We start from the raw sequence: 26504 nt of genomic DNA on the forward strand, positions 1-26504 counted from the left end.
GCACTTTCCCTCGTACGTCTACACCTTGTCTCCAGAACCTAGCTTCCCCTCCTGGGTCGGCGGGGGATCCGGGCTCGGAGTTGACGGAGTCGTGGTGCTCCCCGTCGGTGCGGGTGTGGGCTCAGGGGCGGTGGGAGTCGCCCGGGGCGGATTCCTGGATGGCTTGTGTGAGAGGGACGCCTGGGGCGGCGCCTGCGTTGACGGACGGATCCTATGCGTCCGGTGCCGCGGCGGGACAGCCGGCCTGGGGGTACCCCGGGCCCTGCGCCGGGGCGGGGTGGCGGAGGCGGGCGGGGTGGACGCCGGATCGTCGATGCTGTCGTCCCCGACCGGCCGGGTGGCGGGGGCGGCGGGCGGCTCCCGCTCGTCCTCGCCCGGACCGGCGAAGGCCAGCCCCTTCCACAGGGAGCCGACGACGATCACACAGACCAGCACGACGGCCGCGACCGACGCGTACGCCAGTGCCGAGCGCCGTTGCCCGGTCACCGGTCCGCTGGTGAGGTTATCCGCCCCACCGCCGGCGTCAAATCTCGACAAAGTCGACGATCTTGCAAGAAGGGGGTCGGGGCCGGCGGCGGGAGGCCTGCGTGCGCCCCTGCGGGCCGCGTCCAGCCGGGCGGCCTCGCGCGCGGCCTCGCGGGTCGCACCGGCGCGGCCCGTGCTGAGCGACGCGCGGATCCCGAGCGCCCGGGCGGCGACCGTGTCCGCGTTCGCGGGACGGTCCCGCGGCTCCTTCGCGAGCATCTCCATGACCAGCTCGCGGGCCGACTCGGGCACCCGTGCCGGCAGCTCCGCCGGGGCGTCGCGCACGTGCTTGAGCGCCACCTCCACCGCCGTCGGCCCGTCGAACGGCGGCGCGCCCGTCAGGCACTCGTAGGCCACCGCGCCCAGCGAGTACAGGTCCGCCGCGGGGGACAGCTCCAGGCCCTGCGCCTGCTCCGGCGAGATGTAGTGCGCGGTCCCCATGACCATCCCGGTCTGGGTCTGCGACGCCGCCGCCAGCCGCCGCGCGATCCCGAAGTCGGTGATCTTCAGGGTGCCGTCCGGGGCCACCATCAGGTTCGCCGGCTTGACGTCGCGGTGCACGATCCCGGCCGCGTGCGCGACCGCCAGCGCCCGGGCCGCCTGGACGACCAGGTCGAGCACCGCCTCCAGCGGCAGCCCTCCGTCGCGCGCCAGGATCTCGTCCAGCGGCTCGCCCGGCACCAGCTCCATCACCAGGAACGTCCGTCCGGCCTGCTCGCCGTAGTCGAACGCCCGCGCGATCCCCGGGTGCCGCAGCTCCGCCGCGAACCGCGCCTCCGACTCGAAGCGGCCGCGCGCCCGCATGTCCGAGCCCAGCTCCAGGCGCAGCAGCTTCACCGCCACCGGCCGCCCCGACAGCGCGTCGGACGCGCGCCAGACCTCGCCCATCCCGCCGATCGCCAGCCGCTCCAGCAGCCGGTACCGGTCGTTCAGGACGAGGCCCGCACTCACTTCTGCAGGACCTTCGCCATGATCGCCGCCGCGACGGGGCCGGCGTTGCTCGCGCCGGAACCCGGGGCCTCGACCATCACGGCGAACGCGTAGCGGGGGTTCTCGACCGGGCTGAACCCGACGAACCAGTTCGCGTTCGGGTTGCCCGGACCCTGCTCGGCGGTACCGGTCTTGCCGGCGACCCGCCTGCCCGCCAGGTTCTTCGCGGTGCCCTCGGAGACCACCGCGCGCATCATGTCCTCCAGCTGGCCCGCCTGGTCGCCGCTCATCGCCTCGCCGAACTCCTTCGGCGAGGCGTTGTAGAGCTCGCTCTGGTCCTTCGCGCGGACCTTCTGCACCACGTACGGGTTCATGATCTTGCCGTCGTTGGCGATCGAGCAGGCGACCAGCGCCATCTGCAGCGGCGTGGCCCGCACGTTCTCCTGGCCGATACCGGACCGGGCCGTGCCGTCCTTGCCGGTCTCGATGGTGTTGCCCTTGGCGTCCTTGATCGACACCGGGACGTCGCTCTCCGCCGCGTACATGTCGGGCTCCAGCTGGACGTGCTTGCCGAACCCGAACCTCGAGGAGCCGTCGTGCAGCTCCTGGATGCCCATGTCCAGCGCCATCTTCGCGAACGAGGTGTTGCAGGACTCGGCGAAAGCGCCGCGCAGCGGGGCCGACCCGGCGCAGCTGCCGCTGTCGTGCGAGTTCGGCAGCGGACGGCCCGACTCCGGCAGGATCAGCTGCCCGGTGTTCACCGTGGACGAGCTGTTCAGGCCGAGCTTCTGCATCCCGATCGCGGAGACGACCGCCTTGAACGAGGACCCGGGCGGGAACGTCTGGCTGAGGGCGTTGTCGACCAGCGGCTTGACGACGCCGTCGCCCTTGTCGAGCTGCTCCAGGCGCTTGCCGCCCTTCTCACCGGTCTGCGGCGCGACCTCGTTCGGGTCGAACGACGGCCACGACGCCGCCACCTTCACCGCGCCCGTCTTCACGTCGATCACCACCGCGCCGCCCCGGCGGCCCTGCGCCGTGCCCGCCTTGAGCTGCTCGTAGGCGGTGCGCTGCGCCTGCGGGTCGATCGTCAGCTCGACGTTCGCGCCCTCGGCCTTCTTGCCGATGAACGTGTCGAACCAGCGCTGCTGCGTGATCCGCGTGTCCTTGCCGCCGAGGAGCGAGTTGTAGGCCCGCTCGACCTGGGTGGCGTTGCCGTTGAAGTACCCGGTGATCGGCGCGAAGATCGGCCCGTCCTTGTAGGTGCGGCCGTACTTCGGGTTGTCCTTGCCGGTCTCCTTCGAGACCACCAGCACCTCGCCGCCCGCCGAGATCTGGCCGCGCGGCGAGTTGAACACGTCCGCGTACTGGCGGCTGTTGCGCGCGTCGGTGCGCAGGTCCTCCGCCTGGCTGCCCTGGACGTAGTTGACCTGCGCCATCAGTCCGAAGAACAGCAGCAACGCGAAGATCGCCACCCGCCGAACCGGCTTGTCCATGTTCATAGGGGGGAAGTCACCTCGTGCTCACGATCTGGGTCATGCCCTCGTCCTGGATCGCCTGCGGGGCCGGCTTGCGCGCGTCGTGGCTCATCCGCACCAGGATCGCGATCAGGATCCAGTTGGCCATCAGCGACGAGCCGCCCTGGGACAGGAAGGGCGTCGTCAGGCCGGTGAGCGGGATGAGCCGCGTGACGCCCCCGACGATCACGAAGACCTGGAGGGCCAGCACGAACGACACACCGCCCGCGAACAGCTTCAGGAACGGGTCCCGCGCCGCCACGGCCGTCTTCATCCCGCGTTGCACGATCAACGCGTATATCAGCAGCAGCACCATCAGCCCGGTCAGCCCGAGCTCCTCGCCGAGCGAGTCGAAGATGAAGTCGCTGAAGGACAGGGGCGTCCGCCACGGCTCGCCCTGGCCGAGCCCGGTGCCGAGGACGCCGCCCTGGCCGAGCGCGAACAGGCCCTTCATCAGCTGCGCGCTGTCGGAGTACTCCCCGCCCAGCTCCGCGCAGGCCGAGAAGCCCGGCGAGACGCTGCCCTGCGCCTTGTACTTCTTGTAGATGTCGGTGTCGGGGTTGACCGGGACGACCTTGCCGCTGTCCAGCAGGCAGCCGCCGTCGAAGTAGGGCTTGGGGTTCTGCCAGATGTCGATGCGCTGGTTCACGTGGCCCATGAACGGCAGCAGCGTCGCGACGAACACGCCGACCGCCAGCAGCCCGACACCGATCACCACCCAGGAGACCCGCTGGGTCGCGATGTACAGCATCGACACGAACAGGCCGAAGAACAGCAGCGCGGTGCCGAGGTCCTTCTGCATGAACAGCACGCCCAGGCAGAAGAACCAGATCACCATGATGGGGCCGAGGTCGCGGGCCCGCGGCAGGCTGATCGGGCCGACCTTCTTGCCGATCAGCGACATCGCCTGCCGCTTGTTCACCAGGTACCCGGCGAAGAAGACGACCAGCAGCAGCTTGGCGAACTCGCCCGGCTGCACCGAGAACGGACCGAGGTGGATCCACACGCGGGCGCCGTTGATCTGCGCGCCGATGCCCGGGACGATCGGCAGCAGCAGCAGGATGACCGCGGTGAGCCCGATCAGGTACGTGTAGCGCTGCGCGGTCTTCGGCGTGAAGGACATCGGAGCGTCCGGCTTGTCGGTGTCGCGCATGATCAGCACGGCGCCGACGAACAGGGCGATCCCGACGAACGTCCACATCAGCTGGCCGGGGGCGTCGGCGGCGTCCGGCAGCAGCTTCCTGCCCGCGGCCGCCGCGACCTTGCGGTCGTGGCTGGTGTCGAGGTCCAGGCGGTAGATCATCGCCAGCCCGATGCCGTTCAGCGCCACCGCGAGCGGCAGCAGCAGCGGGTCGGCGTAGGGGGTGAACTTCGCCTGGAAGAAGTAGGCGATGAACGCCAGGACGGCCAGGCCGCCGCCGTACACGAACAGGCCGCCGGGAATGTTCCCGTCACGGGCGAGGCCCACCTCCGCGAACGCCGACAGCGTCAGGATCATCGCGAAGGCGAGCAGGGCCAGCGACGCGGCGTTGCGCCGCTGGTACGGGAGGTGGGCCCGGATCTGGTCCCCGATCGACTGCATCTACGAGCTCCCCCCGCTGGAGGGGCAGTCCTTGATGGACGGGGTGCGCTGCTTGCACTCTTCCCGGTGCGCGCCGAGCTGGTCGAGCCTGGCCTGCGCCGCCTTCTGCCCGATGAACACGAGGGTGCCCTTCTCGACCGCGGTCACGTCCGAGGCGGGCAGCTCGTCGATCCGGATGTCGCTCTTCTTGACGGAGGTCTGCCGGCAGTCCTGCTGCTCGCGGCCCTTCACCATGACGACCTTGCCGCCCTCGCCGACGAGCGAGTACTTGCAGACGGCGTTCTCCAGCTGCTTCAGCGCCTTCGGGCCGTCGACGGTGTAGGTGTCCTTGACCTGCGCCTGGAGTGCCTGCGGAAGGTCGGCCACCATGATCGGCTGCTTCGGCTGCTCCTTCTTCGCGGCCTCGCGGGACAGGCTGAGGCCCGGCACCTTCTGCGTCGTCCCGCGGTAGAGGACGACCTCGCCGTCCTTGTTCGCGCCGACGTAGTAGCCGTTCCGGACGTTCTGCAGCAGCACGAACCCGCCCGCCACGACGCCCACCACGACCACGCCCGCCACGACGACCAGCCACGTCCAGCGCCGGGTGCCGCCCCGCCGGCCCCGCATCTGCTGGGCCTGCGGCATCGCGCCCGGCGCCGGCGGAGGGCCCATCGGGTCGCTCATCGGCATCGGGGCCTGCGGCGGCGGCATCTCGTCCACCGCCACCGGAGGCTGCGGCCTGGTCTCGCGCAGCTGCGCGGCCCGCCCCGCCGGGGTGTCGGCGACGGTCGTGTTCGGCCCCGTCCCCCCGCCCGGCGGCTCCGGCGGCGCCGCGTTGGCCGCCGCGCCCACCGCGTGGCCGGGGCCGCCCGTCGGGGGCTGGCGCTCCAGATCCACCACGTCGGCGACGACGCAGGTGATGTTGTCGGGGCCGCCGCCCCGGTTCGCCAGGTCGATCAGCTGCCGGACGGCCTGCTCGGGGTCGTCGATGTCGGTGAGCACCTGGAAGATCGTCTCCGCCGTGACGACGCCCGACAGGCCGTCCGAGCACAGCAGGTACCGGTCGCCGGCCTTCGCCTCGCGCAGCGACAGGTCCGGGTCGACCTCGCCGCGGCCGTCCAGCGCCCGCAGCAGCAGCGAGCGCTGCGGGTGCGAGGCCGCCTCGTCCGGGCTGATCCGCCCCTCGTCGACCAGGGACTGCACCAGCGTGTGGTCGTGCGTGATCTGGAACAGGCTGCCGTCGCGCAGCAGGTAGGCGCGCGAGTCCCCGATGTGCACCAGCGCGACCTGGTTGCCCGCCCACAGCATCGCCGTCAGCGTCGTCCCCATGCCCTGCAGGGCCGGGTCGGACTCCACGATGCGGTGCAGGTTGTCGTTCGCCGTCTTGACCGTGTGCTCCAGCGCGGCCAGCAGCTCGGTCGCCGGGAGGTCCTTGTCGAGCGCCCGCAGCGCCTCGATGGCCGCGGCGCTCGCGATCTCGCCGCCGACGTGCCCGCCCATCCCGTCGGCCACCGCGAGCAGGTGCGCGCCCGCGTACGCCGAGTCCTCGTTGCCCTCGCGCAGCATGCCGACGTCGGAGCGCGCGGCGTAGCGGATTCCCAGAGTCATTTGCGCAGCTCGATCACGGTCTTGCCGATACGGACGGGAACGCCCGGGGGAACCGGCATCGGCCGGCTCACCTTCGTGCGTCCGAGATACGTCCCATTGGTCGAGCCGAGATCTTCCACGATCCACTGACCGTCCTGCGCGAAAAGTCGGGCATGCCGGCTCGAAGCGTAGTCGTCGGTCACGACGAGCGTGGCGTCATTGGCCCGGCCGATGGTGATGGGCACCCCCGTGAGGTCGATGACGGTGCCGGCCCGTTCGCCCTGGACGACCACGAGCTTGGACGGGGCGCCGTGCTGGGCGCTGTGCTGCGGCCGCGGCGGCTTCGGCTGCCTCGCCGCCCGGGGGGGACGGGGCTGGGACGCGCGCGCGGCCGCCTTCGACGCGGCCTTCGACCCGAACAGGTCGGCCCTGATCACGCCGACGGCCGCGATGACGAACAGCCACAGCACCGCGAGGAACGCCAGCTTGATCAGCGTGAGGGTGAATGGGGACATCGGAGTCGGGGTTACTCCCTATCGCGGCGGAACACAAGAGTGGTGCGGCCCATCGTGACCCGGGAGCCGTCGACCAGCGTGACCCGCCGGATCGGCTGCCCGTTCACGAACGAGCCGTTGGTCGACCCTAGATCCACGAGAGCGATTTCGGGACCTTCTACGCGGATCTCGGCATGGTGCCGTGACACGCCGGGGTCGACGAGGCGCAGGTCGCAGTCGGTCCCGCGGCCCAGCAGGGTCACGGGAGTGTTGATCTCATAGGTGCGCTGAGTCGTGTCGGATCCCTCCACCGCCGTGGTCACCAGCAGCCGCGGATGCCCCCCGAACACCCCGCCCCGACCGCCCTGCGGCACGTCGCTCACCGGCCGGCGGATCTCCCCGCCCTCGACCGTCGAGCCCCGGATCACCCCCGACCTGATGCGGAACATGCCCGTGGCGAGGTCTCCCGCGTTCTCGAACCGCACGCGCACCGGACCCACGAAGGAGTACCCCTGCTCCTTCGCGTACTCGCGCGCGAGATTCGCCAGCTCCTGGCTCAGGCTGTCGGCGTACACCTGGAGCCGCTGCCCGTCCTGCTGAGAGATCTCCACGACGAAGTCGTTCGGCACGAGCGTGCGGCCCTGTGCCACGATCGCCGCCCGATCGTCCATCTCGCGCTGCACAGCGCTGGCCACCTCGACCGGCTGCAGTTCGGACTTGAATGCACGGGCGAAGGCCCCTTCGACCATGCCCTCAAGCCGTCGCTCGAAGCGCTGAATGACGCCCACGGGCACCTCCCTTCCCCACTGGTAGACGATCGTATCGGTGCGAAGGTTCGCTCGACGTATCTGGATACCTAACCACCCCCGACCCCGTGCTAGCCTTTTCAGGCACCCGGAAACGGGACGGCACCCACGGGCGGGTGGCGGAACGGCAGACGCGCACGGTTCAGGTCCGTGTGTCCGAAAGGATGTGAGGGTTCAAATCCCTCCTCGCCCACCGCGGGGTAGTGACGCAAGTCCTTCCCTAACAGTGACGGAAAGAGCCCCCCGGCGACAAGCTGGGGGGCTCTTCCGCTTCCCGGAGGCCTCACCTGGCCCACGAGGGCCACGACCACCCGATCCCGGGAGCATCTGAAGCCCATGGACCCGCGTCGAGCACCTTCAGGGCATGCCCGTAGAGGTGCTGGTCATGTGGCCGGTGGTACTGGTGATGTCGCCGAACCGTCCTCTGTCTCCCCTTGACCGCGCCGACGGTTCAGCCGGCGAGACCGGCTCGTCGTAGCAGCTTCAGCCAGTCGTCGTACTCCACCAACTCGTCGTCGATCAACGTAAGGCGTGCGTATTCCGGAGTGGCCAACCGTTCCAGGAAGAACGCCTCCAGCCCGGGCGCGAGCCGCTCGAAGCGCTCCGCGTCGACCCACTCCCAGTGCTCGTCCGGGATACCGAGGATGCCGCTGCCCGCGCGGTCGAGGAAGACCGGTGTGTCGCCGATCAACCCGACGCAGAACAGCTTCTCCGGGGACAGATCCAGCGGGGAGTCGACCACCGGCCCGCAGTAGAACTGGTGCTCCTCGGCCTCCTCCAAGCCGAAGAGCTGCACGGACGGCCCGCAGCTCACACCGTTCAGCACCCGGCAGAAGTCCAGGAACTCCCGGGGCACCCCGTCGGCCTCCGCGGCGGCGGCCGTCTCCTCGTCGACGGTCCCGCCGAGCGTGAACCGGAGCAGGTCCGTGCTCTCCGCCAGCGCCGTACGCAGGGCGTCCACCGTTGCGATCAGACGGGACGATCCCGGGCTCGCGCTAGTCATCCGGCCACCCGCCAGTCCTGACGTCCTCGGCGGCGTTGTCGCCGTAGACCCGAATGTTCGCACGCATGGTGTGGCCTCTTCTTCGGTGTCGTCCGGGTCGTTGATCAAACCACCACTGGCTGAAGACCCCCGCCAGGCGTGGCCCGATGAAGATCACGATCGGGTTTCGGGGGGCAACCTGGTCGCCGGGCCGGACGTCCTGACCAACGCTGATCTTCGCGCCCACCCAAGGGACACTCGTGCTTCGTATCGCCACCACCGGGATGACGTCCGTCCTCATCCTCGCCACATTAACGGCCGCTCCCGCCCTCGCCGACGGGGCGGCGTCCATCGCGCTCGCCGCCCAGACCGCTTCCGTCGACCCCGACAACCCCACGACCACGATCACCGGGAAGGTCGTCGCCGCGGACGGAACCCCCGCCGCGAGCACCCCGGTCGACCTGTCCACGAACACCGGATGGGGCTCGGTCGACGACGCCACCACCGCCGCCGACGGCACCTTCACTGCGACGCTGAGGCCCAACGGGGCGAGCGACTCGGTGAGCGTCTGGGCCGATGTGCCGTCGCTCGGACTCCACTCCGAGGTGGTGACCGTCCAGGTCGTCCATGGGAAGACGCAGACGACCCTGATCGGGAACAGGGCCGGCCTGGACGAGGGCCAGCCCCTCACCCTCAGCGGTCAGGTCACCTACCAGGGCAGGCCGCTGTCCGGACGGACGGTCGTCATCGACCCCGCCGTCGACCCGTCACGCTGCACCACGCCCATGTACACCTTCCGGGCCAGCACGGACACCGAAGGCCGGTTCAGCAGCACCATCAAGCCGCCCTGCACCGCGACCTACGTCGCGCGGTCACCCGCGGTCGGTCTTTACGAAGGCTCCACTGCGAGCCTCCCCGCAGTCAGCGTCCGGCCGGCCACGAAGACCTCGCTGTCGGCGACCATGGACGCCTACGGGCGTTTCCGGGCGCGGGGCACCCTGTACGCGGCCTCCGCCGGCGGAGACGTGAACGGCAAGCAGGTGCTCCTCGAATACTCCCCCAACGGCCGCACCGGCTGGCAGACCGCCCGCCGGATGAAGACCAGTCAGGGACAGTTCAGCGCCTCGTTCAACGTGAACAACTCCGGCTACTGGCGGGCTCGCTTCGCCGGGGACACCACCGCGGCCCCCTCCTCCAGTTCCGTGCGCAAGACATGGCGATGGTCGACCTCGATGTCCACGCTGAAGGCGTCCTCGACCAAGGTCCGCAAGAACCGCTACATCACCGTCTCCGGGACCCTGAGCCGCTACTACAGCAGCAAAAACCGTTTCGGCGCGTTCCCCGGCCAGAAGGTGCGCATCATCTTCCGGTTCCGCGGAAAGAAGACCTGGTACCACGTCAAGTGGGTGAAGACCAACAGCAAGGGCCGCTACACGGCCAAGGTCCGCGCCTACGGCGACGGCTACTTCGCCGCCACTTTCGCAGGCACCAGCGACACCTGGGCCGCCGGCACGCCCAATGACCGCTACGTCAACACCTACGCCGTCCCGTCCCCCGGCGGCCGTTCCGGCCCGCCTCCCGTCATGACCGTCCTCCCGTGGCGAGGCGACCAGTAGCCATCGCGTCAAGCCACAACCGCCGCTGACCGGCGGGGAACGCCCCACCCCGGGCCTTCCTCCGCCGGTCTGCGGTCGGCCCGGTCCCGCACGCGTACCCATCGCTGAGAACCTGGTGTCGGCGTCCTCTGGGTCGATCCGGCCGGTGAAGGCGTCGCCGGCAGAGCGGCGGGACGCGTGATCCGTCCGTCCTGTCGCACCTGACGGCCCGGGCTTACCGATCAGGGGCGGAAGGCGGCGGCGTTCTCGGCGGACCACTGGGCGAAGCCGCGGGCGTCGCGGCCGGTGATCTCCTTGACGGTCGGGACCACGGTGTAGCCGACCTCTGGCGTGTTCCCCAGCGCGTTGACGAGGAACTCGATGGTCTCCTCGCCCATGCCGTCGCCGCGCCACTTGGCGCGCGCCTGGTCCACGGTCAGCTCCACGAACCCCACGTCCGTGCCGATGGCCGCGCTCAGGATCGCGACCTTCTCCTTGAGCGTGATCGCCTCGGGGCCGGTGAGGGTGAGGGTCTCGCCGCCATGCCCGCCCTCGACCAGCACCGTGGCGGCCACGGCGGCGATGTCGCGCTCGTGCACCAGCGCGCTGAGCCGGTCGCCGAACGGCTCCCTGATGACGCCCTCGGCCTTGATCGTCTGTGCCCACCAGCGCAGCGTGTTGGACATGAACTCGACCGGCTCGAGCAGCGTCCACTCGATACCGGTGGAGGTCAGAGCCTGCTCCAGCTCACCGTCCGCACGCCCGCCGAGCACCGTGACCCGGCGCACGCCCGCCTCGGCGGCCAGCTTCACCAGACCGGCACCGTCGGGCAGGGGCGTGTAGTCGTCACCCGCGAAGTTGATCAGGTGTGCGGCCTCGATGCCGTCGAAGACACCGGTCAGTGAGTCGAGGTCGGCGAGGTCGCCGGCGACGACCTCGACACCCTCGGGGAGGGCCGCCCGGGCGGGGTTCCTGGTCAGGGCGCGAACCGGCCGCCCTGCCGCGCGGAGCTCCGCGACGACGAAACGGCCGACGGTCCCGGTGGCGCCTGCGACGAGGAAGGTCATGATCGAACCCCTTAACTATACGGAACGGAATGTTCTGCTCCCTAGTCTAACAGAACGGAATGCTTCATTCCACTCAGGGTGAAGTGCGGGGAACGGGTGGCGAGCGACGTTGCGCGGCTAACTTTGTTAGCCTATGGTCTGAGCTAATGCAGTTAGCCAAAAGGGAAGGGGTCGTTATGATCGTCCGGATCGTGCGCGCCGTGGGAATCGTGGTCGTCGCGCTCGTCGTCGTCACCGGGGGCCTGTACGGCTGGACCCGGAGCCACCCGCACAAGCTCCGCGCCGAGATCGAGGTCAACGCCTCCGCCGCCCAGGTCTGGCAGGTGCTCACCGACTTCCAGGCCTATCCCGAGTGGAACCCGTTCATCCTCAGCGCCGTCGGCGAGCCGAGGAAGGGGGCGAAGCTGGTCAACGAGCTGGCCGGCAAGGACGGCGGGAAGGGGATGACCTTCAAGCCGACCGTCCTGGTCGCCGACCCCGGGCACGAACTGCGCTGGATCGGCCGGTTCGGCGTCCCGGGCGTGGTCGACGGCGAGCACTACTTCCTCATCGAGGAGACGGGCCCTGGGCGCGTCAAGCTGACCCAGGGGGAGGACTTCACCGGCTTCCTGGTGCCCTTCGCCGGGAGTGCGATCGACGTCCGGGACGACTTCGCCGCCATGAACGCCGCGCTCAAGAAGCGCGTCGAGGCCGCGCACTGAGAGAAGATCTCACCGTGAGCGACCGGCCTGAACTCAGCGTCCTGAGTTCCCGCGCGGCCCAGATCGTCTCGGTCGCGCGGGAACTGCTCGAAGAGGAGGGCCGCGACGCCCTCACGATGCGGGCCCTGGCCGCGCGGCTGGGCATCCGCGCGCCCTCGCTCTACAAGCACTTCCCGAACAAGGCCGCCGTCGAGTCGGCGCTGGTCGAGCTGGGCATGGCCGAGCTCGGCGCCGAGCTGTACCGGGCCGTCGATGAGCCGGAGCCGGTGCCGGCGCTGCTGCGGGCCTACCGCGCCGCCGCTCTGGCCGGCCCGCACCTGTACCGGCTCGCGACGCAGGGCCCGCTGGACCGGGCAAGTCTCGCGCCAGGCCTGGAGGACTGGGCGGGCACCCCGTTCTTCCTCGTGATGGGCGAGCCGTACACCGCGCAGGCGCTCTTCTCGACCGCGCACGGCATGACGATCCTGGAACTGGACGGCCGCTACCCGTCGGGCTCCGATCTCGACCGGACCTGGGCGGAGGCCGCCCACGCCTTCGAGCTCGTCCGGACCGGCCGATGACCGGTCAGACGGAATGACGGGCCCGGCGGTCCGCGCGCCCACCGGCGTCACGTGATCCGGGTCAGGGCTTCCAGCAGGTGGCGGACGGCCGGGAGGGGCGGGCCCGCCGGGACGGCGAGGTAGGTCGTCATCGTGGGGTCCGTGAGGCGGCGGACGGTGACGCGGGGGATCTCGGGGAGGCCCGCCACCTCGTAGAAGACGGTCCAGGACGGGTCGCCCACGCCGATGTCGGTGAGGGTCTCCTGGAACGTGGTGAAGGGCGGGCCGAGCGGTGGCGCGATCCCGGCCGTCCGGCAGGCGCCGGTGATGAGGTCGTGGAAGGGCGGGTTGTCCTCGCGCGGGGCGAGGCGGAGGGGGAGGTCCGCCAGGTCCGCGAGGTCGAGTGCGGGGCGGTGCGCCAGGGGGTGCCCGGCGGGCAGGGCGACGTACAGCGGGTCCGTCCAGACCGGGAGCAGTTCGAGGCCGGGGGCGTCGGTGAGCGCGCGGATCAGGGCGGCGTCGAGTTCGCCGGAGCGGACGGCGGACAGCCGGTCGGGCAGGGCCAGGCGGCGGGGGCGGACCTGGACGCGCGGCGCCACGGCGGCCAGCTCGGTGAGGAGGCGGTAGATCCGGTCGCCGGGGCCGTGCACGGTGCCCAGGCGCAGGACGCCGTCGACACCGGCGCGGACGTCGGCCGCGACCTGCCGCGTGCGGTGCAGGGCGGCGAGGACGGCACGCGCCTCGGGCAGCAGCCGCTCGCCCGCGCCGGACAGCTGGACGCGCCGGGTGGTGCGGTCGAAGAGCCGCACGCCCAGCTCGCGTTCGAGTCGGCGGACCTGCTGGCTCACCGCCGACTGGACGATGCCGATGCGCTCGGCGGCGACCCCGAACCCGCCTTCCTCGGCGACCGCCACGAAGTACTCCAGCTGGCGCAGTTCCACCCTGCCCCTCTCGATTCATCTCGATTCGTGATGACCCAGGGTCCAAAGCGCCTGTGGTTCGCGGGTTGTTCCCCGGCTCGAATGGAGCTCGGACGAAGAACCCGATATTCGACAGGAGCGTGAGGTCGTTGCATCCCCTCGTTGTCATCCCGGAGGCCGCGGAGGTCGTCGGACTTCCGGAGGGCGGGGCGTTCACCCTGCTCGCCGACGCGAGCCAGACCGCGGGCGCGCTCGGCGCCAACCGGCTCACGGTGGGGCCTGGCCGCGACGGAGCCGCACCGCACTACCACGCGCTGTCCACCGAGCTGTTCTACGTCGTGGACGGGACGATGGAGTTCCTCCTCGGCGACCGGGTTGAGACCGTCGCGGCGGGCGGGCTGGTCGTCGTCCCGCCGCGGCTGCCGCACGCCTTCGGTGCGGCGGCCGGCACGGGCGCCGACCTGCTGGCCGTCCTCGCGCCCGGGGTCGAGCGCTTCGGCTACTTCCGGCGGCTGGCCCGCGTCCAGCACGGGCTGGAGCCGTTCGACGGGCTGCGGTCCGAGCAGGACCGCTACGACGTGCACTTCGTGGACGACGAGCGCTGGTCGTCCCTGCGGGGCGACCGGTGACCGCGACCGCGGAGGCCGGGGTCGCGGCGCCGCGCATGGGCCCGGTGCCGACGGCGCTGCGGCTCGGCGCGCTGTTCGGGCCGTCGGTGTTCGGCGTGACGGCGGCGGCCGTGGCCCTCCCGGAGATCGCCAGGGCGCTGCACGCCGGGCCCGCGGAGGTCGCATGGGTGCTGACGGCGCACGCGCTGGCGCTCGGCGTCGGCACCGCCGTCTTCGGCCGTCTGGCGGACGCGTGGGGCGCGCGGGCCGCGCTGCTGATCGCGGCGGTGGTGCTGGCGGCCGGCGCGGTCGTGTGCGCCGCGGCGCCGAGCCTCGGCGTCCTGGTGGCCGGACGGCTCGTCCTGGCGGCGGGGTCCGGGGGGACGGCGGCGGTGGGGGCCGCGCTCCTCGCCGGTGTGGAGCCCGCCGATCGTCCGAGGGTGCTCGCCGGATACGGCGCGGTCATGGCGGTGTTCGCCTCCGCGGCGACGCTGGCCGGGGGCGCGGTGACGACCTGGCTGAGCTGGCGTGCCACCGTCGTGCTTCCGGTGCTGTCGGTGGCGGCCGTCCCGTTCTGCCTCGGCCTGGCGCGGCGGCCGGGGTCGCGCCGGCCCGTCGATGTCGCGGGGGCCGCCGCGCTGACCGCGGCCGTGAGCGCGATGCTCGTGCTCATCCAGGCCAGGACGCTCGACCTCGGCGCCACGGTCGTCGCCGCGCTCGCGGCGGTGCTCGTCCTCTCCGGCGGGGCGCTGGCATGGCGGGTGGCGCGGCGGCCGGACGGGTTCGTCCCGCACCCGGTCCTCGGCGAGGCGGCCCACCGGATCTCGGCGGTGACCGGGGCCGGGGTGTTCGGCGGGCTCTTCGCCGCGATGTACGTGGTCCCGCAGGTCCTCGCGGGGGAGCACGGCTGGAGCGTCCTCAAGATCGGCGCCGCGCTGCTGCCGGGCGCCGTGGTCGGCGCGGCACTGGCCCGGCGGGCCGGCTCTCTCGGCGCGCGGGGAGGCCGCCTGCTGCTGGCCGGCACCGCGCTCGCCGCGGCCGCCGCGCTGGCCGCGGCCTCGACGGGGGAGGGCGGACCCTGGCCGCCGGTCGTCGCGGCGTCGCTCTGCCTCGCCGCGTTCGCCGTCACCCAGGTCGTGATCACCGGTGACGTGTCGGCACGGCTCCCGGTGCCGCTGCGCGGCGCGGGCATGGGCCTGCTCAACCTGACGTTCTTCGTCGGCGGCGGGGTCGGCTCGGCCGTCGCCGGGGCGCTCGCGGAGTCACTGAGCCCCTCCGCCATCCTGGCGGTCGCGGCCGTCTTCCCCTTGGCCGCCGCCGCTCTGGCCGCCGCAAGACGCTCCGCCTGAAGGCCCGCGGCGCCCCTCCACCCGGCGGAGGGGCGCTCAGGAGACCGAGCGGACAACCGTTCGCCTGCCTGAGCGGCACGGCGCCGTGGTGGCGCGCCGCTTGATGAGCGCCCCCGGGGCGCGGTTCGCGGGCCCGGGCGCCTATTCCTGCGGGCCGCCGGGGGCGGGGTCGATGCGGTAGCCGACGCCGGGCACCGTGGCGATGAGCCATGGTTCGCCGAGTCGTTTGCGCAGGGCGGAGACGGTGATGCGGACGGCGTTGGTGAACGGGTCGGCGTTGGCGTCCCAGGCCCGTTCCAGGAGCTCTTCGGCGCTGACGACACCGCCTTCGGCGGCGACGAGGACGTCGAGCACGGCGAACTGCTTGCGGGTGAGCGCGACGTAGCGTCCGTCGCGGAAGACCTCCCGGCGGAAGGGGTCCAGCCGCAGGCCCGCGATCTCGCGGACCGGGGGGCGGGCGTGCGCGCGCCTGCGGTCCAGTGCGCGCAGCCGCATGACGAGCTCCCTTAGCTCGAACGGCTTGGTGAGGTAGTCGTCGGCGCCCAGCTCGAACCCCGAGGCCTTGTCGTCGATGCGGTCGGCGGCGGTGAGCATGAGGATCGGGATGCCGCTGCCGGAGGCGACGATCCGCCGGGCGACCTCGTCGCCGGAGGGGCCGGGGATGTCGCGGTCCAGGACCGCCAGGTCGTAGGAGTTGACGCCGAGCATCTCCAGGGCGGAGTGGCCGTCGCCGGCGATGTCGGCGGCGATCGCCTCCAGCCGCAGGCCGTCACGGACGGCTTCGGCCAGGTAGGGCTCGTCCTCCACGATCAGCACGCGCATACCCGAAGGGTAGGCGGCACGGCATATCGCCGACGTATGCGAACGACGCGGGTCCTGCTCGGCCTCAGCGACCCCCCATCGTCAACCGCGACCCGGCGGTGGAGAGGTGGGCCGCGCCGACCCACCTCGTCATCATGGGCATCATCGCGCTGGCCAACTGGCCCGCCGACTGGCGAGACCTCCTGCGCGGTCAGGCCGGGGGCAGCCGGCGGACGGCCACGCCGACGAACTGCTCGGCGCGGACGAACCCGTAGTCGCGGGAATCCCAGCTGGTGGCCGGGTTGTCGCCCAGCACGACAAGGGCGCCCGGCGGGACGGCCGGCTCCCGCGCCTCCCGCAGGCACGGCACCCGGTCCACCGGTACCGGATCACCGGCCACGGCGATCGCCCGCTTGACGAGCAGGAGCCCGTCCGGGTGGTCCCGGACGACCGGAACCTCCTCGTCCGGGGCGGGGCCCGGGGCGTCCGGGGGCGGCGCGTCCAGCGTCCGCGGCCGGATCCGCACCACCACGATCTGGCCCGCCCGCACCCGCCGGGTCCGGCGGACGAGGAGCCGGTCGCCGGAGTGGAGCGCCGGCTCCATGCTGGGGCCGTCGACCGTCGCGACCAGGTACCGCCGGCGCGCCCATGCGATGAGGGCACCCACCACGAGGAGCACGCCCCCCGCGGCGGCGAGCCACGTCATCCGACGTCCTCGCCGGGCGGCGGGGCCTCCTGGTAGCCGGCCGCCTGCAGCCGGAACAGGCGGGCGTAGCGGCCGCCCGCCGCCAGCAGCGTCTCGTGCGAGCCGAGTTCGGCCACGCGCCCGCCGTCGAGGATCGCGATGAGGTCGGCGTCCCGGACGGCGCTGAGCCGGTGCGAGATCAGCAGGCTGGTCCGGCCGGACCGGTGGAGCCGCATCTGGGCGTGCACCTCGTGCTCGGCCTCGGGATCGAGGCCGGAGCTGGGCTCGTCCAGGATCATCAGGTCCCGGCCGTCGCGGACGAAGGCGCGGGCGAGCGCGAGGCGCTGCCACTGGCCGCCGGACGGCACCACCCCGGTCTCGGCGTCCTCCTTGTCGGCCTCTGAGAAGAACATCCGGGTCAGCAGGGTGTCGTACCCGTGGGGCATCCCGGCGAGCTTGTCGTGGATGCCCGCGCGGACGGCCGCCCCCCGGACCGCGTCCGGCCGGTCGAGCGCCCGGAGGTCGCCGAGCGCGATGTTCTCCCTGGCGGTCATGTCGTAGTTCATGTGGTCCTGGAACACCGCGCTGATCCGCTCGCGCAGCGCCCGCGGCGGCATGTCCCGCAGGTCGACGCCGTCCCACAGGATCCGCCCGCGAGTCGGGTCGTACATGCGGCAGAGCAGCTTGACCAGCGTGCTCTTGCCCGCGCCGTTCAGGCCCACCAGCGCGACGGCCCGGCCGTGCGGGATCGTCAGGTCGACGCCGCGCAGCACCCAGGGGTGGTCGTCGCTGTAGCGGAACCACACGTCCTGGAACTCGACGCACCCCCGCAGTGGCGGGGCGTCGCCTTCGACGGCGCTCGGGAGGTCCGGCTCCGCGCGGGTCACCGCGACGTAGTGCGTGAACACGAGCAGGCGGCCATGGGCGGTGGCGATGGAGGACGTCAGCAGGTTCAGGGCGGTCTGCACGCCCGCGACCGCGGCGACGAACATGGTGACGTCCCCGGCGCTGAGCGTTCCGCGCCGTGCCGCCGCGATCGCCCACCACAGGCCGCCGCCCGCCACCGCGCCGCTCAGCGCGGTGAGTCCGCCCTGGACGGCCAGTTCGCGCCGGCTCATCCGCTGCTCGGCCCGGTTGCCGCGTTCGCGTTCGGACATCATCCGGGCGCGCAGGAAGGCGCCGACGCCGAACAGCCTGATCTCGGTGGCGGCCTCCACGTCCGTCAGCAGGCCGCTGTAGAAGTACTCGCGGCGGTGGGTCCGCTCGGTCGCCCACTGCATGGCCGCCCTGCTCCGCGACAGCAGGAGCTCGGCGACCAGCGCCGGTACGGCGGCCAGCAGCACGAGCCCCGTCATCGGCGGGCTGACCACGAGCAGCGAGACGAGGAAGCCGGTGAGCGACAGCGCGCCGCGCGCGGTGCCGCAGAGGGCGTCGACCAGGTATCCGGCGGTGGCGGTCGCTTCCTGCGCCAGGCGCAGCCGGTCCAGGAAGCCGGGGTCCTCGAACCGCCGCAGACCGACCTGGCGTTCGGTCGCGGCGAACAGGCGGTCGGTCGCCAGCACTCCGGCGGCCCGGCCGGCCTGGTCGCGCAGGTACGTGCCGATCCCGGGCAGTGCGGCGGCGGCCAGCCCGGCGGCCACCAGGGCGGCGGCCGGGCCCGCGACCGGGTCGTCCGTCATCGTCACCCGGTCGAGCACCGTCTTCATCAGCCAGGCGGTCGCGATCGGCACGGTGGCCTCGGCCAGGGTGATCAGCAGGTAGCCGGAGACGCCGCCGGGCGCCGACCGCCATACGAGGGCGCCCGCCTCGGCCCCTGCGGCGGCCAGTCCGCGGAGGTGGGCGCGCCCTCTCATGCGCCCCGCCCCCCGCCCGCGTCCGGTGTCCTCACGCCGGGGATTCGATGGGCAGGTCCTCCAGGCGTCCGCCCGCGGCCACCACCCTCTGCCCGCCGTCGACGAGGTAGACCGCCGGCGTCCAGGTGTTCTGGAAGGCACTGCTGACGGCGCCGTCGTGGTCCTCGACGACGAGGCGGACCGCCGGCGACAGGACCGCGACCAGCTCGGGGTCGTCACCGGACACCACCGCGAGCCGGGGCAGGCCCGTCTCGAGCCGGGCGAAGCGCGGAGCCAGCTCGTGGCAGGGCGCGCAGCCCGCGGAGAAGAAGGCGACGAGCCCGAGCAGGTCCGCCCGTGAGACCGCCTCGCCCTCGGTGGTCGTCGCGGTGAAGTCGCCGACCCGCGAGCCGGGCCCGAGCGCCATCGGCGGGCCCGCGTGCCCCGGCTCCGCGGCGCCGTGCCCGCGCAGCCTGCGGATCAGGGCGAGCGTGAGGGCGAGGTTCAGCGCGGACAGCAGCCCGATGAGGACGACGGCGGCGGTGAGATAGGGCATCAGGGGTTCCTCGCGAACAGCTCGACGATGTCGTCGAGGGAGACGATCAGCACCGCCCCGGCGAGCCCGGCCGCGGCGGCGACCGCGACGCCGCCCGCGGGCGGCAGGCCCCCGGGCGACAGGGCGCCGAGCACGGCGCAGGTGAGCAGCACTCCGTTGCGGACGAGATGGCGCGGACCGAGCGGAACGCTGGACGGGCCGAAGCAGCGGCAGGCGGTGCGGCGTCCGCGCCGGACCGAGGCCGCGATGGCCGCGGTGAAGGCGGTCAGCAGTACGGCGGCGACACCGAAGCCGGCGGGGGCGGTGACCGGCGCGATCAGCAGCGGCGGCACCAGCGCCTCCAGCGCGGTCGTGGCGATCGCCAGGAGCCGGGCGCGGCCGGGCCACGCGGGTACCAGCGCGGGAACGGACCCGGCGAAGCCCTCGAAGTCGCGGAGCTTGGAGACGGCCGACACGGCGAAGACCAGCCCGACCAGGCAGGCGCAGCCGATCCGCACGAGTTCCATGCGCACTCCTCACCGCCCCGCGGGCGGCGTCGCGCCGCCCGCGGGGGAGTCTCGCGTCAGCCGCAGGCGCCGATCACATAGTGGCGGCACTGGCCGTCGCAGCAGACCTTCTTGTAGTAGATGGACTGCGAGCAGTAGTAGTACGTCTTGCAGGCGGCGGACGCGGTGGCCTTGGGGGCCACGCGGGCCAGCAGGCGGTCGACGAGACGGGCCATGCGTGTCTCCTCTCCCCCGGCCGTCGGAGGCCGTGGGCAGCGATCATGATTCGGACCAACCGGATTACAGCACACCGGGGGCCGCGATCCCGGCCTAAAAGATCATTTTTTCCCGCGCGGGCGTGTTCGGCAGGAGGAGGCGGTTTCCCGGCGGTGGAGCGGAGCCGTCGGCGTGGCCTCGGGATACGGCTCCGGGGGTGAGCGTCAATCCGTCCTCGGGGTGATCTTCCGGGCGGAGGTCGGGTCCGGTGGTGGATCACAGGGACAAGTAGTGCATTCGAGAATCAGTGGACCAATCCGTGCGATTGCGCGGGAGAGGCATCGATCCCCCCGAAGGGAACCTCATGCGTCTCGGACACAGGATTCTCGCGATCGGCGTGGCCGGTGCGGCGCTCGTGCCCGCCTTAGCGGTCACCGCCCTGGCCGCCCCGGGCGACTCGACCAGCCCGGTCGAGAAAGGGCGCGTCGACCGCGTGCCCGCCCCGAAGCTCGCCTGGTACAAGTGCTACGACTACGCGGAATGCGCGACCGTCCGGCTGCCCCTCGACTACGACGACCCGAAAGGCGCGACCACCGAGATCGCCCTTCTGAGGGTGAAGGCGCGCAACGCCAAGAAGCGGATCGGCAGCCTGTTCGTCAACCCGGGCGGACCCGGCGGGCAGGGCACCGCGATCGCGTACCAGGCGCCCGACTTCCTCGGCAAGGACGTCCTCGACCGCTTCGACGTCGTCGGCTTCGACCCGCGCGGCATCGGCTTCAGCTCCAACGTCGCCTGCTTCAGGTCCACCAGGGACCAGACGCTCGCACTGGCGGGGATGAACCTGGCGTTCCCGGTCGGCGCGAAGCAGGAGGCGGCCTACGTCAAGTCGGCGAAGGCGGTCGGCAAGGGCTGCTCGACGACGGGCAAGAAGCTGGCCGGGGCGATGTCCACCGCCGAGGCGGCGCGCGACATGGACGTCCTGCGCCGGGCGGTCGGCGACAAGAAGCTGTCCTACCTGGGCTTCAGCTATGGAACGGCGCTCGGCCAGTACTACGCGAACATGTTCCCCGACCGGCTGCGCGCCGTGGTCGTGGACGGTGTCCTCAACCCCGTCTCCTGGGCCGGCACCCCCAAGACCGCGAACCAGATCCTGGACGACCGGCTGCGGTCCGCCGACGGCGCCTCCAGGGCGCTGCGGGAGATCCTCGTCCGCTGCGGCAAGGCGGGCAAGGCCAAGTGCCAGTTCGCGGCCTACGGAGACCCCGTCAGGAACTTCGACGTCCTCGCCAAGCGGCTGAGGGCGAAGCCCGCCGACATCGAGGGAGAGAAGGTCACCTACGCCGACTTCGTCGGTGGAACCCTCGGCTGGCTGTACGACCCGGGCGGCTACGAGGTCATCGACGCCATGGTCACCGACCTGTGGAAGGCGACCTCGCCCGCCTCGTCGGCGGCGCGGGCCGCCAAGGCGCGCAAGGCCCTCGCCGCCCGCGTCGCCGAGCGCCGGGCCGAGGTCGAGCGGCAGAAGGAGGCGGCGGAGAAGGTCTCGGCCAAGGACTTCCCCTACGACAACGGCCTGGAGGCGTTCAGTGGCGTCACCTGCACCGACGGCCTGCATCCGAAGAAGGCGGGGAGCTGGCCCGCGCTGACGGCGGCTTCCGACAGGCGGGCGCCCTACTTCGGGCGCGCGTGGGGCTGGGGCAGCGTCCAGTGCGCCCGTGACGCCTGGAAGGTCCGCGACGAGGACGCCTACACCGGCCCCTTCAACCGGCGGACGAACGCTCCCGTCCTGTTCGTGGGGAACTACTACGACCCGGCCACGAACTACAACGACGCGGTCTCGTCCAGCAAGCTGCTGCCCAACAGCCGCCTGCTTTCCAGCAACAGCTGGGGCCACACTGCCTACGGCACGTCGGCCTGTGTGACGAACGCGGTCGACGCCTACCTCGTCGGCGGGAAGCTGCCGGCCGCGGGCAAGGTGTGCGTCGGTGACACCCAGCCGTTCGCCGGCGACCCCGGAACGGGGACCAGGGGACCGGCGGACGCGAGCGCGATGGCGCCCCAGGCGGCCGCCGCCGGGAACGGCACGAAACTCCCACCGGTGGCCACGCGGGTCCCCACGTCCATCCTGCTCGGAACCCGCTGACCCGAACGCCCGTGGCGCCGGGCGGGCGGGCCGTGGGCCGGCCCGCCCGGCGCGCGGCCCGCCGGTCAGCCGGCGCGCAGCGACCGGAGCAACGTGTTGATGTCCGGCCAGAGCCGCTTGTGGGACGCGGGCACGTCCAGCCACACGAACGAGGGCCGCGGCCGCCCGGTGTCGACCACCACGACGGCGGACAGGTCCATCGTCGAGCTGACGCCCTCCTTCCGGAAGCGCATCTCGCGGACGATCACCCAGGCCTTCCGGCCGCTGACGTTCAGGGGCTGGGACGCGACATCGCGGCCGGTCGTCGTGTCGGTGAAGGACTTGTACTGGCGGTCGTCCTGGACGGCCGAGGCCAGGGCCCGGAGCTTGTCGGGGCCTTTGAACGCCCCCATGAGCTCGCTGCTCACCTTTCCCGAGGCGAACACGGCCTGCCATGAGGGATCGGTGTCGAACACCTGCCGGCGGCCGTACCCGGTCACCTCCGGATCCGACCGGCGGCTCGGACCCCAGGCGCCGCCCAGCGCGGCGTACGACAGACGTGCGTCGCCGTCGTCGACCCGTCCGAGGACCGGTGACCCGGGACCCTTGTAGCGCGGGACCCGCACGACCTTGGTCAACCGCACCTCCCCCTTGGGGAGCCCCGGCGCGGTCAACGCAGGGATCTTCGCGCCCGGCACCGGCTTGTTCCCGCCCGCGGAACCGGAACATGACGCGACCGCGTGTTTTCCGGACGCCGTCGCCTGCTTCACGACCACTCCGTTCGCGAGGATCGTGCACATCATGGTCCCGGGCCCGTTCTGATAGCGGTTCTGGACGCTCAGCGACACCAGGTCGTCCTCCTCGAACCGGTACTGCGCCTTGAACGGCAGCGCGAGCGCTTCATGGTCCTCGGAACCGCTCGGGGCCGCGTACATGACGTCCGCGGTCGGGCGATCCCCCGTGACGATGTAGGTGATCGCGACCTTGCCGTCGTCCTTCGCGGCCGCCGCGCGTTCCGGCTCGCCCCCCGGCGTGTGCGCGGCCCACACGACCAGCGCCACCGCCTGGCCGGCGACCGCCGCGAATCCCAGGGGCAGCGGGAAGCGCCCGCCCAGGCGCCGTCCGCCCGCCGACAGCTCGGATTTCACGCCGGCTCCTTCTCGCTCGCGGCCAGGACGAGCCCGGCCTGCCGCGCCTCCTCGACCGTCCTGCGCAGCTCGGTCAGCGGCGTCTTCTCCGCGAGATGGCCGATCTCGGCGACGGCCAGTTCGTCCCGGGCGGTCCTGGCGAGCAGTTCCTGCACGTCCGCCCTCAGGTCGTCCAACTCCTCCATCACCTGCCACTCGCGGTAGGCGGCGTCGGCGGCCGCCGTCCGCTCCGCGTACCCCTCGAGCGCGGCCACGCGCCGTCCCACCCCCTCGATGGTCACCGCCAGGGCCCGCTGCTGGGGTTCGAGCATCTCGCCCAGCCCGGTGTCGCTCTTCCGGAGGGACCGCAACTGCCGGTTGATGCGCGTCACTTCCGCGCAGGTAGTGGCGATGGCCCATTCCTGGCGCGGCAACTCCAGCGTGTTGGCGATGTCGTCCAGCAGTCCGGCGGCATCGACGTCCGACCCCAGCACGGCCGCGACCGCGTCCTGCGCACGCCTTACGAGCGGCAGCGTCCGGGTGTTGAAATCGGCCTCGGTGTAATAGCGGGTGTGGTGTTCGCGGCCCAGCCGCTGGGGCCGCCCCTCCCCGCACCGGACGAGCAGCGTCACGAAGAAGCCGATCTGGAGCACGGTCCCCACCACCAGGAAGAGCCCGAGCCCACCGAACCACCAGGTCGCGGCAAGCCCGCCCTGTACGGCGATCCCAACGGCGATCCCGACGGCGGCTCCGACCTGTCCGAACAGGGACGGAAGCGCAACAGCGGGCAAGAAGCCGCACGCCGTCCCCGCGAGGAAGGAGAGCCCGGCGTCCGCCCAGGTGCGCCCGCCCAAGGGGGGAGGCGCCGGCGGCTTCTCCCGCAGCGGTGTCAGGGCGTCGGGATTGGCGACGAGGACGTCCCGGTCGTCCTCCGGCAGTTCCGGATCAACAATGGGTCTCAGCACCTGGCCCACGCCCCACCTGCCCCACCTCGATCAGCGGAGATCGATTATGCCCGGCCCGCGTCCCCCGGTGGGACGCCCATGTGCCGTTGACCGCGCTGTCGACCGACGGGGCGGGTGGGAGTCGGCGGATGCTGGGTAGCGCGATCCCATGGACAGAATCACGCGCGGGCTGGCCGCCGGGGCGGCCGGGACCACCGCCCTCAACATGGTGACCTATCTCGACATGGCGGTCCGGGGACGGCCGGCCAGCAGCACGCCCGAGCAGAGCGTGGAGAAGCTGGCCGGCGTCGCCGGGGTCGATCTCGGCGAGGGGGAGAAGGCCGAGAACCGCAAGGCCGGGCTCGGGGCGATGCTCGGCTTCGGCACCGGACTCGGCGCCGGGCTGCTCTACGGCCTGCTGGCGGGGCGCGGGCGCTTCCCGCGGCCGGTCGGGGCCGCCGTGCTGACCGGGCTGGCGATGGCCGGGTCGAGCGCCCCGATGACCGTCCTCGGCCTCACCGATCCCCGCGAGTGGTCGGCCGCGGACTGGGCGTCCGACGTCGTGCCCCATCTGGCGTACGGCGCGGTGGCCGCCCTGGTCTACGAGGCTCTGAACTAGGGCCAGGGCGCGGCGAACGCTCTGGCCGGATTCGTGGTGAAGATGGCCGTCGCCGCCTCGCCGCCCAGTTGCCGTTCGACGCGCGGGCGCAGGGCGCGGAGCGTGTGGGGGACGCCCAGTTCCGCGCGTGCGCTCGCCGTCGTCGTGTCGCCTCCGAGCAGGAGCCGGTCGAGGTGCCCGGCGTCCGCGAGCGCGGTGAGCGAGGCGAACAGGTGCCAGTCGGTGGCGTGATGGGTGCGGGACGGGCCGTCGAACGCCAGGTAGGCGCCCGACTCGGCGGCGCGGAGGTGGACCCACGGGTCGGGAGAGCGGTTGAGGTGGCCGAGGATCACCCGGTCCGGCGGCACGCCGAGGGCCCCGCAGAGCAGGTCGAGGACGTCGAGGGCCGAGGTGCCCTGCTCCAGGTGGACGCCGATGGGGGCGCCGGTCGCGTCCGACGCCTCGGCAGCCGCGGTCATGACGCGCCGGGCGCGGGCGTCCAGGCCGTGGAAGGCCGCGGCGACCTTGATCATGCCCGCCCGGCCGCGGGTCAGCTCGTCGACGAAGAGGGCGGCGGGCCGGACGGTCTCCAGCGGGTCGGAGTCGTAGTGGGCGGCCTGGTGCAGGCCGGTGGCGGCGATGACGTGGACGCCGGTGGCGCGGGAGACGTCCGCGAGGTCGTCGATGCGGCGCCCCATCCCGTGGGGGGTCCACTGGGCGACCGCGCCGCCGCCGAGCCGGGCGAAGGCGCGGAGCTGGGCGGCGGCCGCGGCGGGGTCGTCGAGCTCCTCGCCCGGCAGCCGGGGCGAGCGGATGAAGAGGTGGTCGTGGGCGTCGCAGACGCCGAGGTCGCCGGGGGCGATGTCGCCGAGGACCGTCCTGATCCTCACAGCGCCGCCGCCGCCACGCGCAGGCCGGCGAGGGCCTTCGGGACGCCGACGTACGGCGCGAGGTGGACGAGCGCCTCCACGATCTCCTCGCGGGCCATGCCCAGCCGCAGGCAGGTCCGCACGTGCCCGGTGAGCTGCGGGTCCACGCCGCCCATCGCGGTGAGGGCGGCGAGGTTGAGCAGCTGGCGGTCGCGCAGGGACAGGCCGCCGCGCTGGTAGGTGCCGCCGAACAGGCTCGTGACGATCCAGTCGGGGAAGCCCGGCGCGAGGTCGTCGAGGCCGGGGAGGGCGGCGTTCTGGGCGGCCTCGTCCTGGAGGACGTCCAGCAGCCGGTAGGCAGCGTCCCGGTCGAGGCGGCTGCGGGTGAGGTGCTCGTCGAGCGGCATGGGATCTCCTCTGTAACGCTAGAGTCGTTACCGTAGCACCGTAACGGGTCGAGCGTTACTCTGGTCGCATGAAGGTTGATCCGTCGGCGTTCCGGCTCGACTGCGGTGCGACCTGGCTGAACCTGCTCGCCACGCGCGGCCAGGCCTTCGGCGCGCGGTCGGTCGAGCGCCTTCCCGATCCCGGCCGGTTCGCCGAGTGGCTGGACCTCTGCGAGCTCGCCCCCGTCCGGCCTCCCGACCGGCACGATCTGGACCGGGCCCTTCTCCTGCGCGAGCTGCTGCGTCCCATCGCCCTCGCGACCGTGGACGGGCGCCCGCCGGACGAGGACGACGTACGGGGCCTCGCCGGCTATCTCGCCGAGGAGGACCCGGTCGACCTCTCGGTCGACGGACGGATCACCAGGTCCGCGCCCCCGACCGCCGCAGCGGCGCTGGGGCGCGTCGCGCGGCAGGCCGTCGACCACCTGACCGGCCCCGGGCGAAGCGATCTCAAGGTCTGCCCCGAGGACGACTGCCGCGGCGTCTTCGTCGACACGGCCGGCCGCCGCCGCTGGTGCCCGTCCCCTGCCTGCGCCAGCCGCGGCCGAGTGCGCGCCCTGCGCGCGCGCCGCGCGGCCGAGGCGAGGACCCGGAAGACCTAGCTCCATCACGTCCCCGGTGCAACCGGTGGGGGCGGGGCGGGGT

At 72.4% G+C, this 26504-nt stretch carries 27 protein-coding genes and 1 tRNA gene; 9 read left to right on the forward strand and 19 right to left on the reverse strand.

Annotation, left to right across the window (positions count from 1 at the left end):
• Window positions 1-18 precede the first annotated feature (18 nt).
• Genes BKA00_RS28110 through BKA00_RS28135 form a run of 6 tightly spaced genes read right to left on the reverse strand, consistent with a single transcriptional unit; the run spans window position 19 to window position 7399 of the window.
• On the reverse strand, window positions 19-1476 hold the full coding sequence (locus BKA00_RS28110) for a serine/threonine-protein kinase (RefSeq protein ID WP_185029914.1): 1458 nt from the start codon (window positions 1474-1476) through the stop codon (window positions 19-21).
• Window positions 1473-2948, reverse strand: coding sequence for a peptidoglycan D,D-transpeptidase FtsI family protein (locus BKA00_RS28115; RefSeq protein WP_230298612.1), 1476 nt, complete (start codon window positions 2946-2948; stop codon window positions 1473-1475). Before BKA00_RS28115 ends, BKA00_RS28110 begins: the two co-directional genes overlap by 4 nt.
• Before the next feature lie 16 nt (window positions 2949-2964).
• Window positions 2965-4551: an FtsW/RodA/SpoVE family cell cycle protein gene (locus BKA00_RS28120; RefSeq protein ID WP_185029919.1), complete on the reverse strand. Its 1587-nt coding sequence runs from the start codon at window positions 4549-4551 to the stop codon at window positions 2965-2967.
• Entirely contained in the window at window positions 4552-6138 is a 1587-nt protein-coding gene (locus BKA00_RS28125; protein WP_185029921.1) for a Stp1/IreP family PP2C-type Ser/Thr phosphatase, read from the reverse strand. It abuts the gene before it with no gap.
• Window positions 6135-6632, reverse strand: coding sequence for an FHA domain-containing protein FhaB/FipA (locus tag BKA00_RS28130; RefSeq protein WP_185029923.1), 498 nt, complete (start codon window positions 6630-6632; stop codon window positions 6135-6137). Before BKA00_RS28130 ends, BKA00_RS28125 begins: the two co-directional genes overlap by 4 nt.
• Window positions 6633-6643: 11 nt before the next feature.
• Entirely contained in the window at window positions 6644-7399 is a 756-nt protein-coding gene (locus tag BKA00_RS28135; RefSeq protein ID WP_067627928.1) for an FhaA domain-containing protein, read from the reverse strand.
• A 128-nt stretch (window positions 7400-7527) separates the two neighbouring features.
• Here BKA00_RS28135 and BKA00_RS28140 point away from each other — a divergent pair.
• A tRNA-Leu gene (locus BKA00_RS28140) sits at window positions 7528-7610 on the forward strand.
• Between the two features lie 258 nt (window positions 7611-7868).
• Here the strand turns inward: BKA00_RS28140 and BKA00_RS28145 are convergent.
• On the reverse strand, window positions 7869-8378 hold the full coding sequence (locus BKA00_RS28145; protein ID WP_185029925.1) for a hypothetical protein: 510 nt from the start codon (window positions 8376-8378) through the stop codon (window positions 7869-7871).
• A gap of 281 nt (window positions 8379-8659) precedes the next feature.
• Here BKA00_RS28145 and BKA00_RS28150 point away from each other — a divergent pair, with 281 nt between their 5' ends.
• Complete coding sequence (locus tag BKA00_RS28150) at window positions 8660-10015, forward strand: hypothetical protein (RefSeq protein WP_185029928.1); 1356 nt, start codon at window positions 8660-8662, stop codon at window positions 10013-10015.
• Window positions 10016-10236: 221 nt separating this feature from the next.
• Here the strand turns inward: BKA00_RS28150 and BKA00_RS28155 are convergent, their stop codons facing one another.
• Complete coding sequence (locus tag BKA00_RS28155) at window positions 10237-11061, reverse strand: NmrA family NAD(P)-binding protein (protein WP_185029930.1); 825 nt, start codon at window positions 11059-11061, stop codon at window positions 10237-10239.
• A gap of 176 nt (window positions 11062-11237) precedes the next feature.
• On the opposite strand from BKA00_RS28155, the gene BKA00_RS28160 reads away from it, so the two are divergent.
• Both BKA00_RS28160 and BKA00_RS28165 read left to right on the forward strand, forming a co-directional pair.
• Window positions 11238-11762 carry an SRPBCC domain-containing protein gene (locus BKA00_RS28160; protein ID WP_185029933.1) on the forward strand — a complete coding sequence of 175 codons (525 nt, stop codon included), beginning with the start codon at window positions 11238-11240 and terminating at the stop codon, window positions 11760-11762.
• A 14-nt stretch (window positions 11763-11776) separates the two neighbouring features.
• Window positions 11777-12322, forward strand: coding sequence for a TetR/AcrR family transcriptional regulator (locus tag BKA00_RS28165; RefSeq protein ID WP_185029935.1), 546 nt, complete (start codon window positions 11777-11779; stop codon window positions 12320-12322).
• 47 nt (window positions 12323-12369) lie between these two features.
• On the opposite strand, the gene BKA00_RS28170 is transcribed toward BKA00_RS28165, so the two are convergent.
• The gene (locus BKA00_RS28170; RefSeq protein WP_185029937.1) at window positions 12370-13242 is read right to left on the reverse strand and encodes a LysR family transcriptional regulator; all 873 of its coding nucleotides are present in this window, start codon (window positions 13240-13242) and stop codon (window positions 12370-12372) included.
• A 128-nt stretch (window positions 13243-13370) separates the two neighbouring features.
• On the opposite strand from BKA00_RS28170, the gene BKA00_RS28175 reads away from it, so the two are divergent.
• Complete coding sequence (locus BKA00_RS28175) at window positions 13371-13850, forward strand: cupin domain-containing protein (protein ID WP_221493320.1); 480 nt, start codon at window positions 13371-13373, stop codon at window positions 13848-13850.
• Window positions 13847-15178, forward strand: a complete 1332-nt coding sequence (locus tag BKA00_RS28180) for an MFS transporter (RefSeq protein ID WP_230298611.1) — start codon at window positions 13847-13849, stop codon at window positions 15176-15178. Before BKA00_RS28175 ends, BKA00_RS28180 begins: the two co-directional genes overlap by 4 nt.
• 141 nt (window positions 15179-15319) lie before the next feature.
• Here the strand turns inward: BKA00_RS28180 and BKA00_RS28185 are convergent, their stop codons facing one another.
• The 6 genes from BKA00_RS28185 to BKA00_RS28210 form a co-directional block, all read right to left on the reverse strand.
• A complete protein-coding gene (locus BKA00_RS28185) occupies window positions 15320-16000 on the reverse strand; it encodes a response regulator transcription factor (protein ID WP_185029942.1) in 681 nt (226 codons plus the stop codon).
• A 190-nt stretch (window positions 16001-16190) separates the two neighbouring features.
• The gene (locus tag BKA00_RS28190; protein ID WP_185029944.1) at window positions 16191-16685 is read right to left on the reverse strand and encodes a S26 family signal peptidase; all 495 of its coding nucleotides are present in this window, start codon (window positions 16683-16685) and stop codon (window positions 16191-16193) included.
• Window positions 16682-18517: an ABC transporter ATP-binding protein gene (locus BKA00_RS28195; protein ID WP_185029946.1), complete on the reverse strand. Its 1836-nt coding sequence runs from the start codon at window positions 18515-18517 to the stop codon at window positions 16682-16684. Before BKA00_RS28195 ends, BKA00_RS28190 begins: the two co-directional genes overlap by 4 nt.
• Window positions 18518-18548: 31 nt before the next feature.
• Window positions 18549-19052 (reverse strand): TlpA disulfide reductase family protein, encoded by a 504-nt coding sequence (locus tag BKA00_RS28200; protein ID WP_185029948.1) that lies wholly within the window; start codon window positions 19050-19052, stop codon window positions 18549-18551.
• Window positions 19052-19558 (reverse strand): MauE/DoxX family redox-associated membrane protein, encoded by a 507-nt coding sequence (locus BKA00_RS28205; protein ID WP_185029950.1) that lies wholly within the window; start codon window positions 19556-19558, stop codon window positions 19052-19054. The genes BKA00_RS28200 and BKA00_RS28205 overlap by 1 nt, the downstream gene beginning before the upstream one ends.
• 56 nt (window positions 19559-19614) lie before the next feature.
• Window positions 19615-19773 carry a hypothetical protein gene (locus tag BKA00_RS28210; RefSeq protein WP_185029952.1) on the reverse strand — a complete coding sequence of 53 codons (159 nt, stop codon included), beginning with the start codon at window positions 19771-19773 and terminating at the stop codon, window positions 19615-19617.
• A 344-nt stretch (window positions 19774-20117) separates the two neighbouring features.
• Here BKA00_RS28210 and BKA00_RS28215 point away from each other — a divergent pair, with 344 nt between their 5' ends.
• Window positions 20118-21896: an alpha/beta hydrolase gene (locus tag BKA00_RS28215; RefSeq protein WP_185029954.1), complete on the forward strand. Its 1779-nt coding sequence runs from the start codon at window positions 20118-20120 to the stop codon at window positions 21894-21896.
• 65 nt (window positions 21897-21961) lie between these two features.
• Here BKA00_RS28215 and BKA00_RS28220 read toward each other — a convergent pair whose 3' ends face one another.
• Entirely contained in the window at window positions 21962-23023 is a 1062-nt protein-coding gene (locus BKA00_RS28220; protein ID WP_185029956.1) for a hypothetical protein, read from the reverse strand.
• Window positions 23020-23967, reverse strand: coding sequence for a hypothetical protein (locus BKA00_RS28225; protein WP_185029958.1), 948 nt, complete (start codon window positions 23965-23967; stop codon window positions 23020-23022). Before BKA00_RS28225 ends, BKA00_RS28220 begins: the two co-directional genes overlap by 4 nt.
• A gap of 148 nt (window positions 23968-24115) precedes the next feature.
• On the opposite strand from BKA00_RS28225, the gene BKA00_RS28230 reads away from it, so the two are divergent.
• On the forward strand, window positions 24116-24565 hold the full coding sequence (locus tag BKA00_RS28230) for a hypothetical protein (protein WP_185029960.1): 450 nt from the start codon (window positions 24116-24118) through the stop codon (window positions 24563-24565).
• On the opposite strand, the gene BKA00_RS28235 is transcribed toward BKA00_RS28230, so the two are convergent.
• Both BKA00_RS28235 and BKA00_RS28240 read right to left on the reverse strand, forming a co-directional pair.
• A complete protein-coding gene (locus BKA00_RS28235; RefSeq protein WP_185029962.1) occupies window positions 24562-25434 on the reverse strand; it encodes a phosphotriesterase family protein in 873 nt (290 codons plus the stop codon). The genes BKA00_RS28230 and BKA00_RS28235 overlap by 4 nt on opposite strands.
• Window positions 25431-25820 (reverse strand): carboxymuconolactone decarboxylase family protein, encoded by a 390-nt coding sequence (locus tag BKA00_RS28240; protein WP_185029964.1) that lies wholly within the window; start codon window positions 25818-25820, stop codon window positions 25431-25433. The genes BKA00_RS28235 and BKA00_RS28240 overlap by 4 nt, the downstream gene beginning before the upstream one ends.
• Before the next feature lie 68 nt (window positions 25821-25888).
• Between BKA00_RS28240 and BKA00_RS28245 the strand changes: the two genes are divergently transcribed.
• Complete coding sequence (locus BKA00_RS28245) at window positions 25889-26461, forward strand: CGNR zinc finger domain-containing protein (protein ID WP_185029966.1); 573 nt, start codon at window positions 25889-25891, stop codon at window positions 26459-26461.
• The last annotated feature ends 43 nt before the right edge of the window (window positions 26462-26504 follow it).

Source organism: Actinomadura coerulea (assembly GCF_014208105.1).
Lineage (GTDB): Bacteria > Actinomycetota > Actinomycetes > Streptosporangiales > Streptosporangiaceae > Spirillospora > Spirillospora coerulea.

Coding starts and splice junctions, on each gene's coding strand:
- BKA00_RS28210 (WP_185029952.1), bottom strand. CDS start 19,773: ATGGCCCGTCTCGTCGACCGCCTGCTGGCCCGCGTGGCCCCCAAGGCC.
- BKA00_RS28160 (WP_185029933.1), top strand. CDS start 11,238: ATGATCGTCCGGATCGTGCGCGCCGTGGGAATCGTGGTCGTCGCGCTC.
- BKA00_RS28190 (WP_185029944.1), bottom strand. CDS start 16,685: ATGACGTGGCTCGCCGCCGCGGGGGGCGTGCTCCTCGTGGTGGGTGCC.
- BKA00_RS28215 (WP_185029954.1), top strand. CDS start 20,118: ATGCGTCTCGGACACAGGATTCTCGCGATCGGCGTGGCCGGTGCGGCG.
- BKA00_RS28205 (WP_185029950.1), bottom strand. CDS start 19,558: ATGGAACTCGTGCGGATCGGCTGCGCCTGCCTGGTCGGGCTGGTCTTC.
- BKA00_RS28155 (WP_185029930.1), bottom strand. CDS start 11,061: ATGACCTTCCTCGTCGCAGGCGCCACCGGGACCGTCGGCCGTTTCGTC.
- BKA00_RS28115 (WP_230298612.1), bottom strand. CDS start 2,948: ATGGACAAGCCGGTTCGGCGGGTGGCGATCTTCGCGTTGCTGCTGTTC.
- BKA00_RS28230 (WP_185029960.1), top strand. CDS start 24,116: ATGGACAGAATCACGCGCGGGCTGGCCGCCGGGGCGGCCGGGACCACC.
- BKA00_RS28185 (WP_185029942.1), bottom strand. CDS start 16,000: ATGCGCGTGCTGATCGTGGAGGACGAGCCCTACCTGGCCGAAGCCGTC.
- BKA00_RS28125 (WP_185029921.1), bottom strand. CDS start 6,138: ATGACTCTGGGAATCCGCTACGCCGCGCGCTCCGACGTCGGCATGCTG.
- BKA00_RS28200 (WP_185029948.1), bottom strand. CDS start 19,052: ATGCCCTATCTCACCGCCGCCGTCGTCCTCATCGGGCTGCTGTCCGCG.
- BKA00_RS28130 (WP_185029923.1), bottom strand. CDS start 6,632: ATGTCCCCATTCACCCTCACGCTGATCAAGCTGGCGTTCCTCGCGGTG.
- BKA00_RS28195 (WP_185029946.1), bottom strand. CDS start 18,517: ATGAGAGGGCGCGCCCACCTCCGCGGACTGGCCGCCGCAGGGGCCGAG.
- BKA00_RS28245 (WP_185029966.1), top strand. CDS start 25,889: ATGAAGGTTGATCCGTCGGCGTTCCGGCTCGACTGCGGTGCGACCTGG.
- BKA00_RS28240 (WP_185029964.1), bottom strand. CDS start 25,820: ATGCCGCTCGACGAGCACCTCACCCGCAGCCGCCTCGACCGGGACGCT.
- BKA00_RS28120 (WP_185029919.1), bottom strand. CDS start 4,551: ATGCAGTCGATCGGGGACCAGATCCGGGCCCACCTCCCGTACCAGCGG.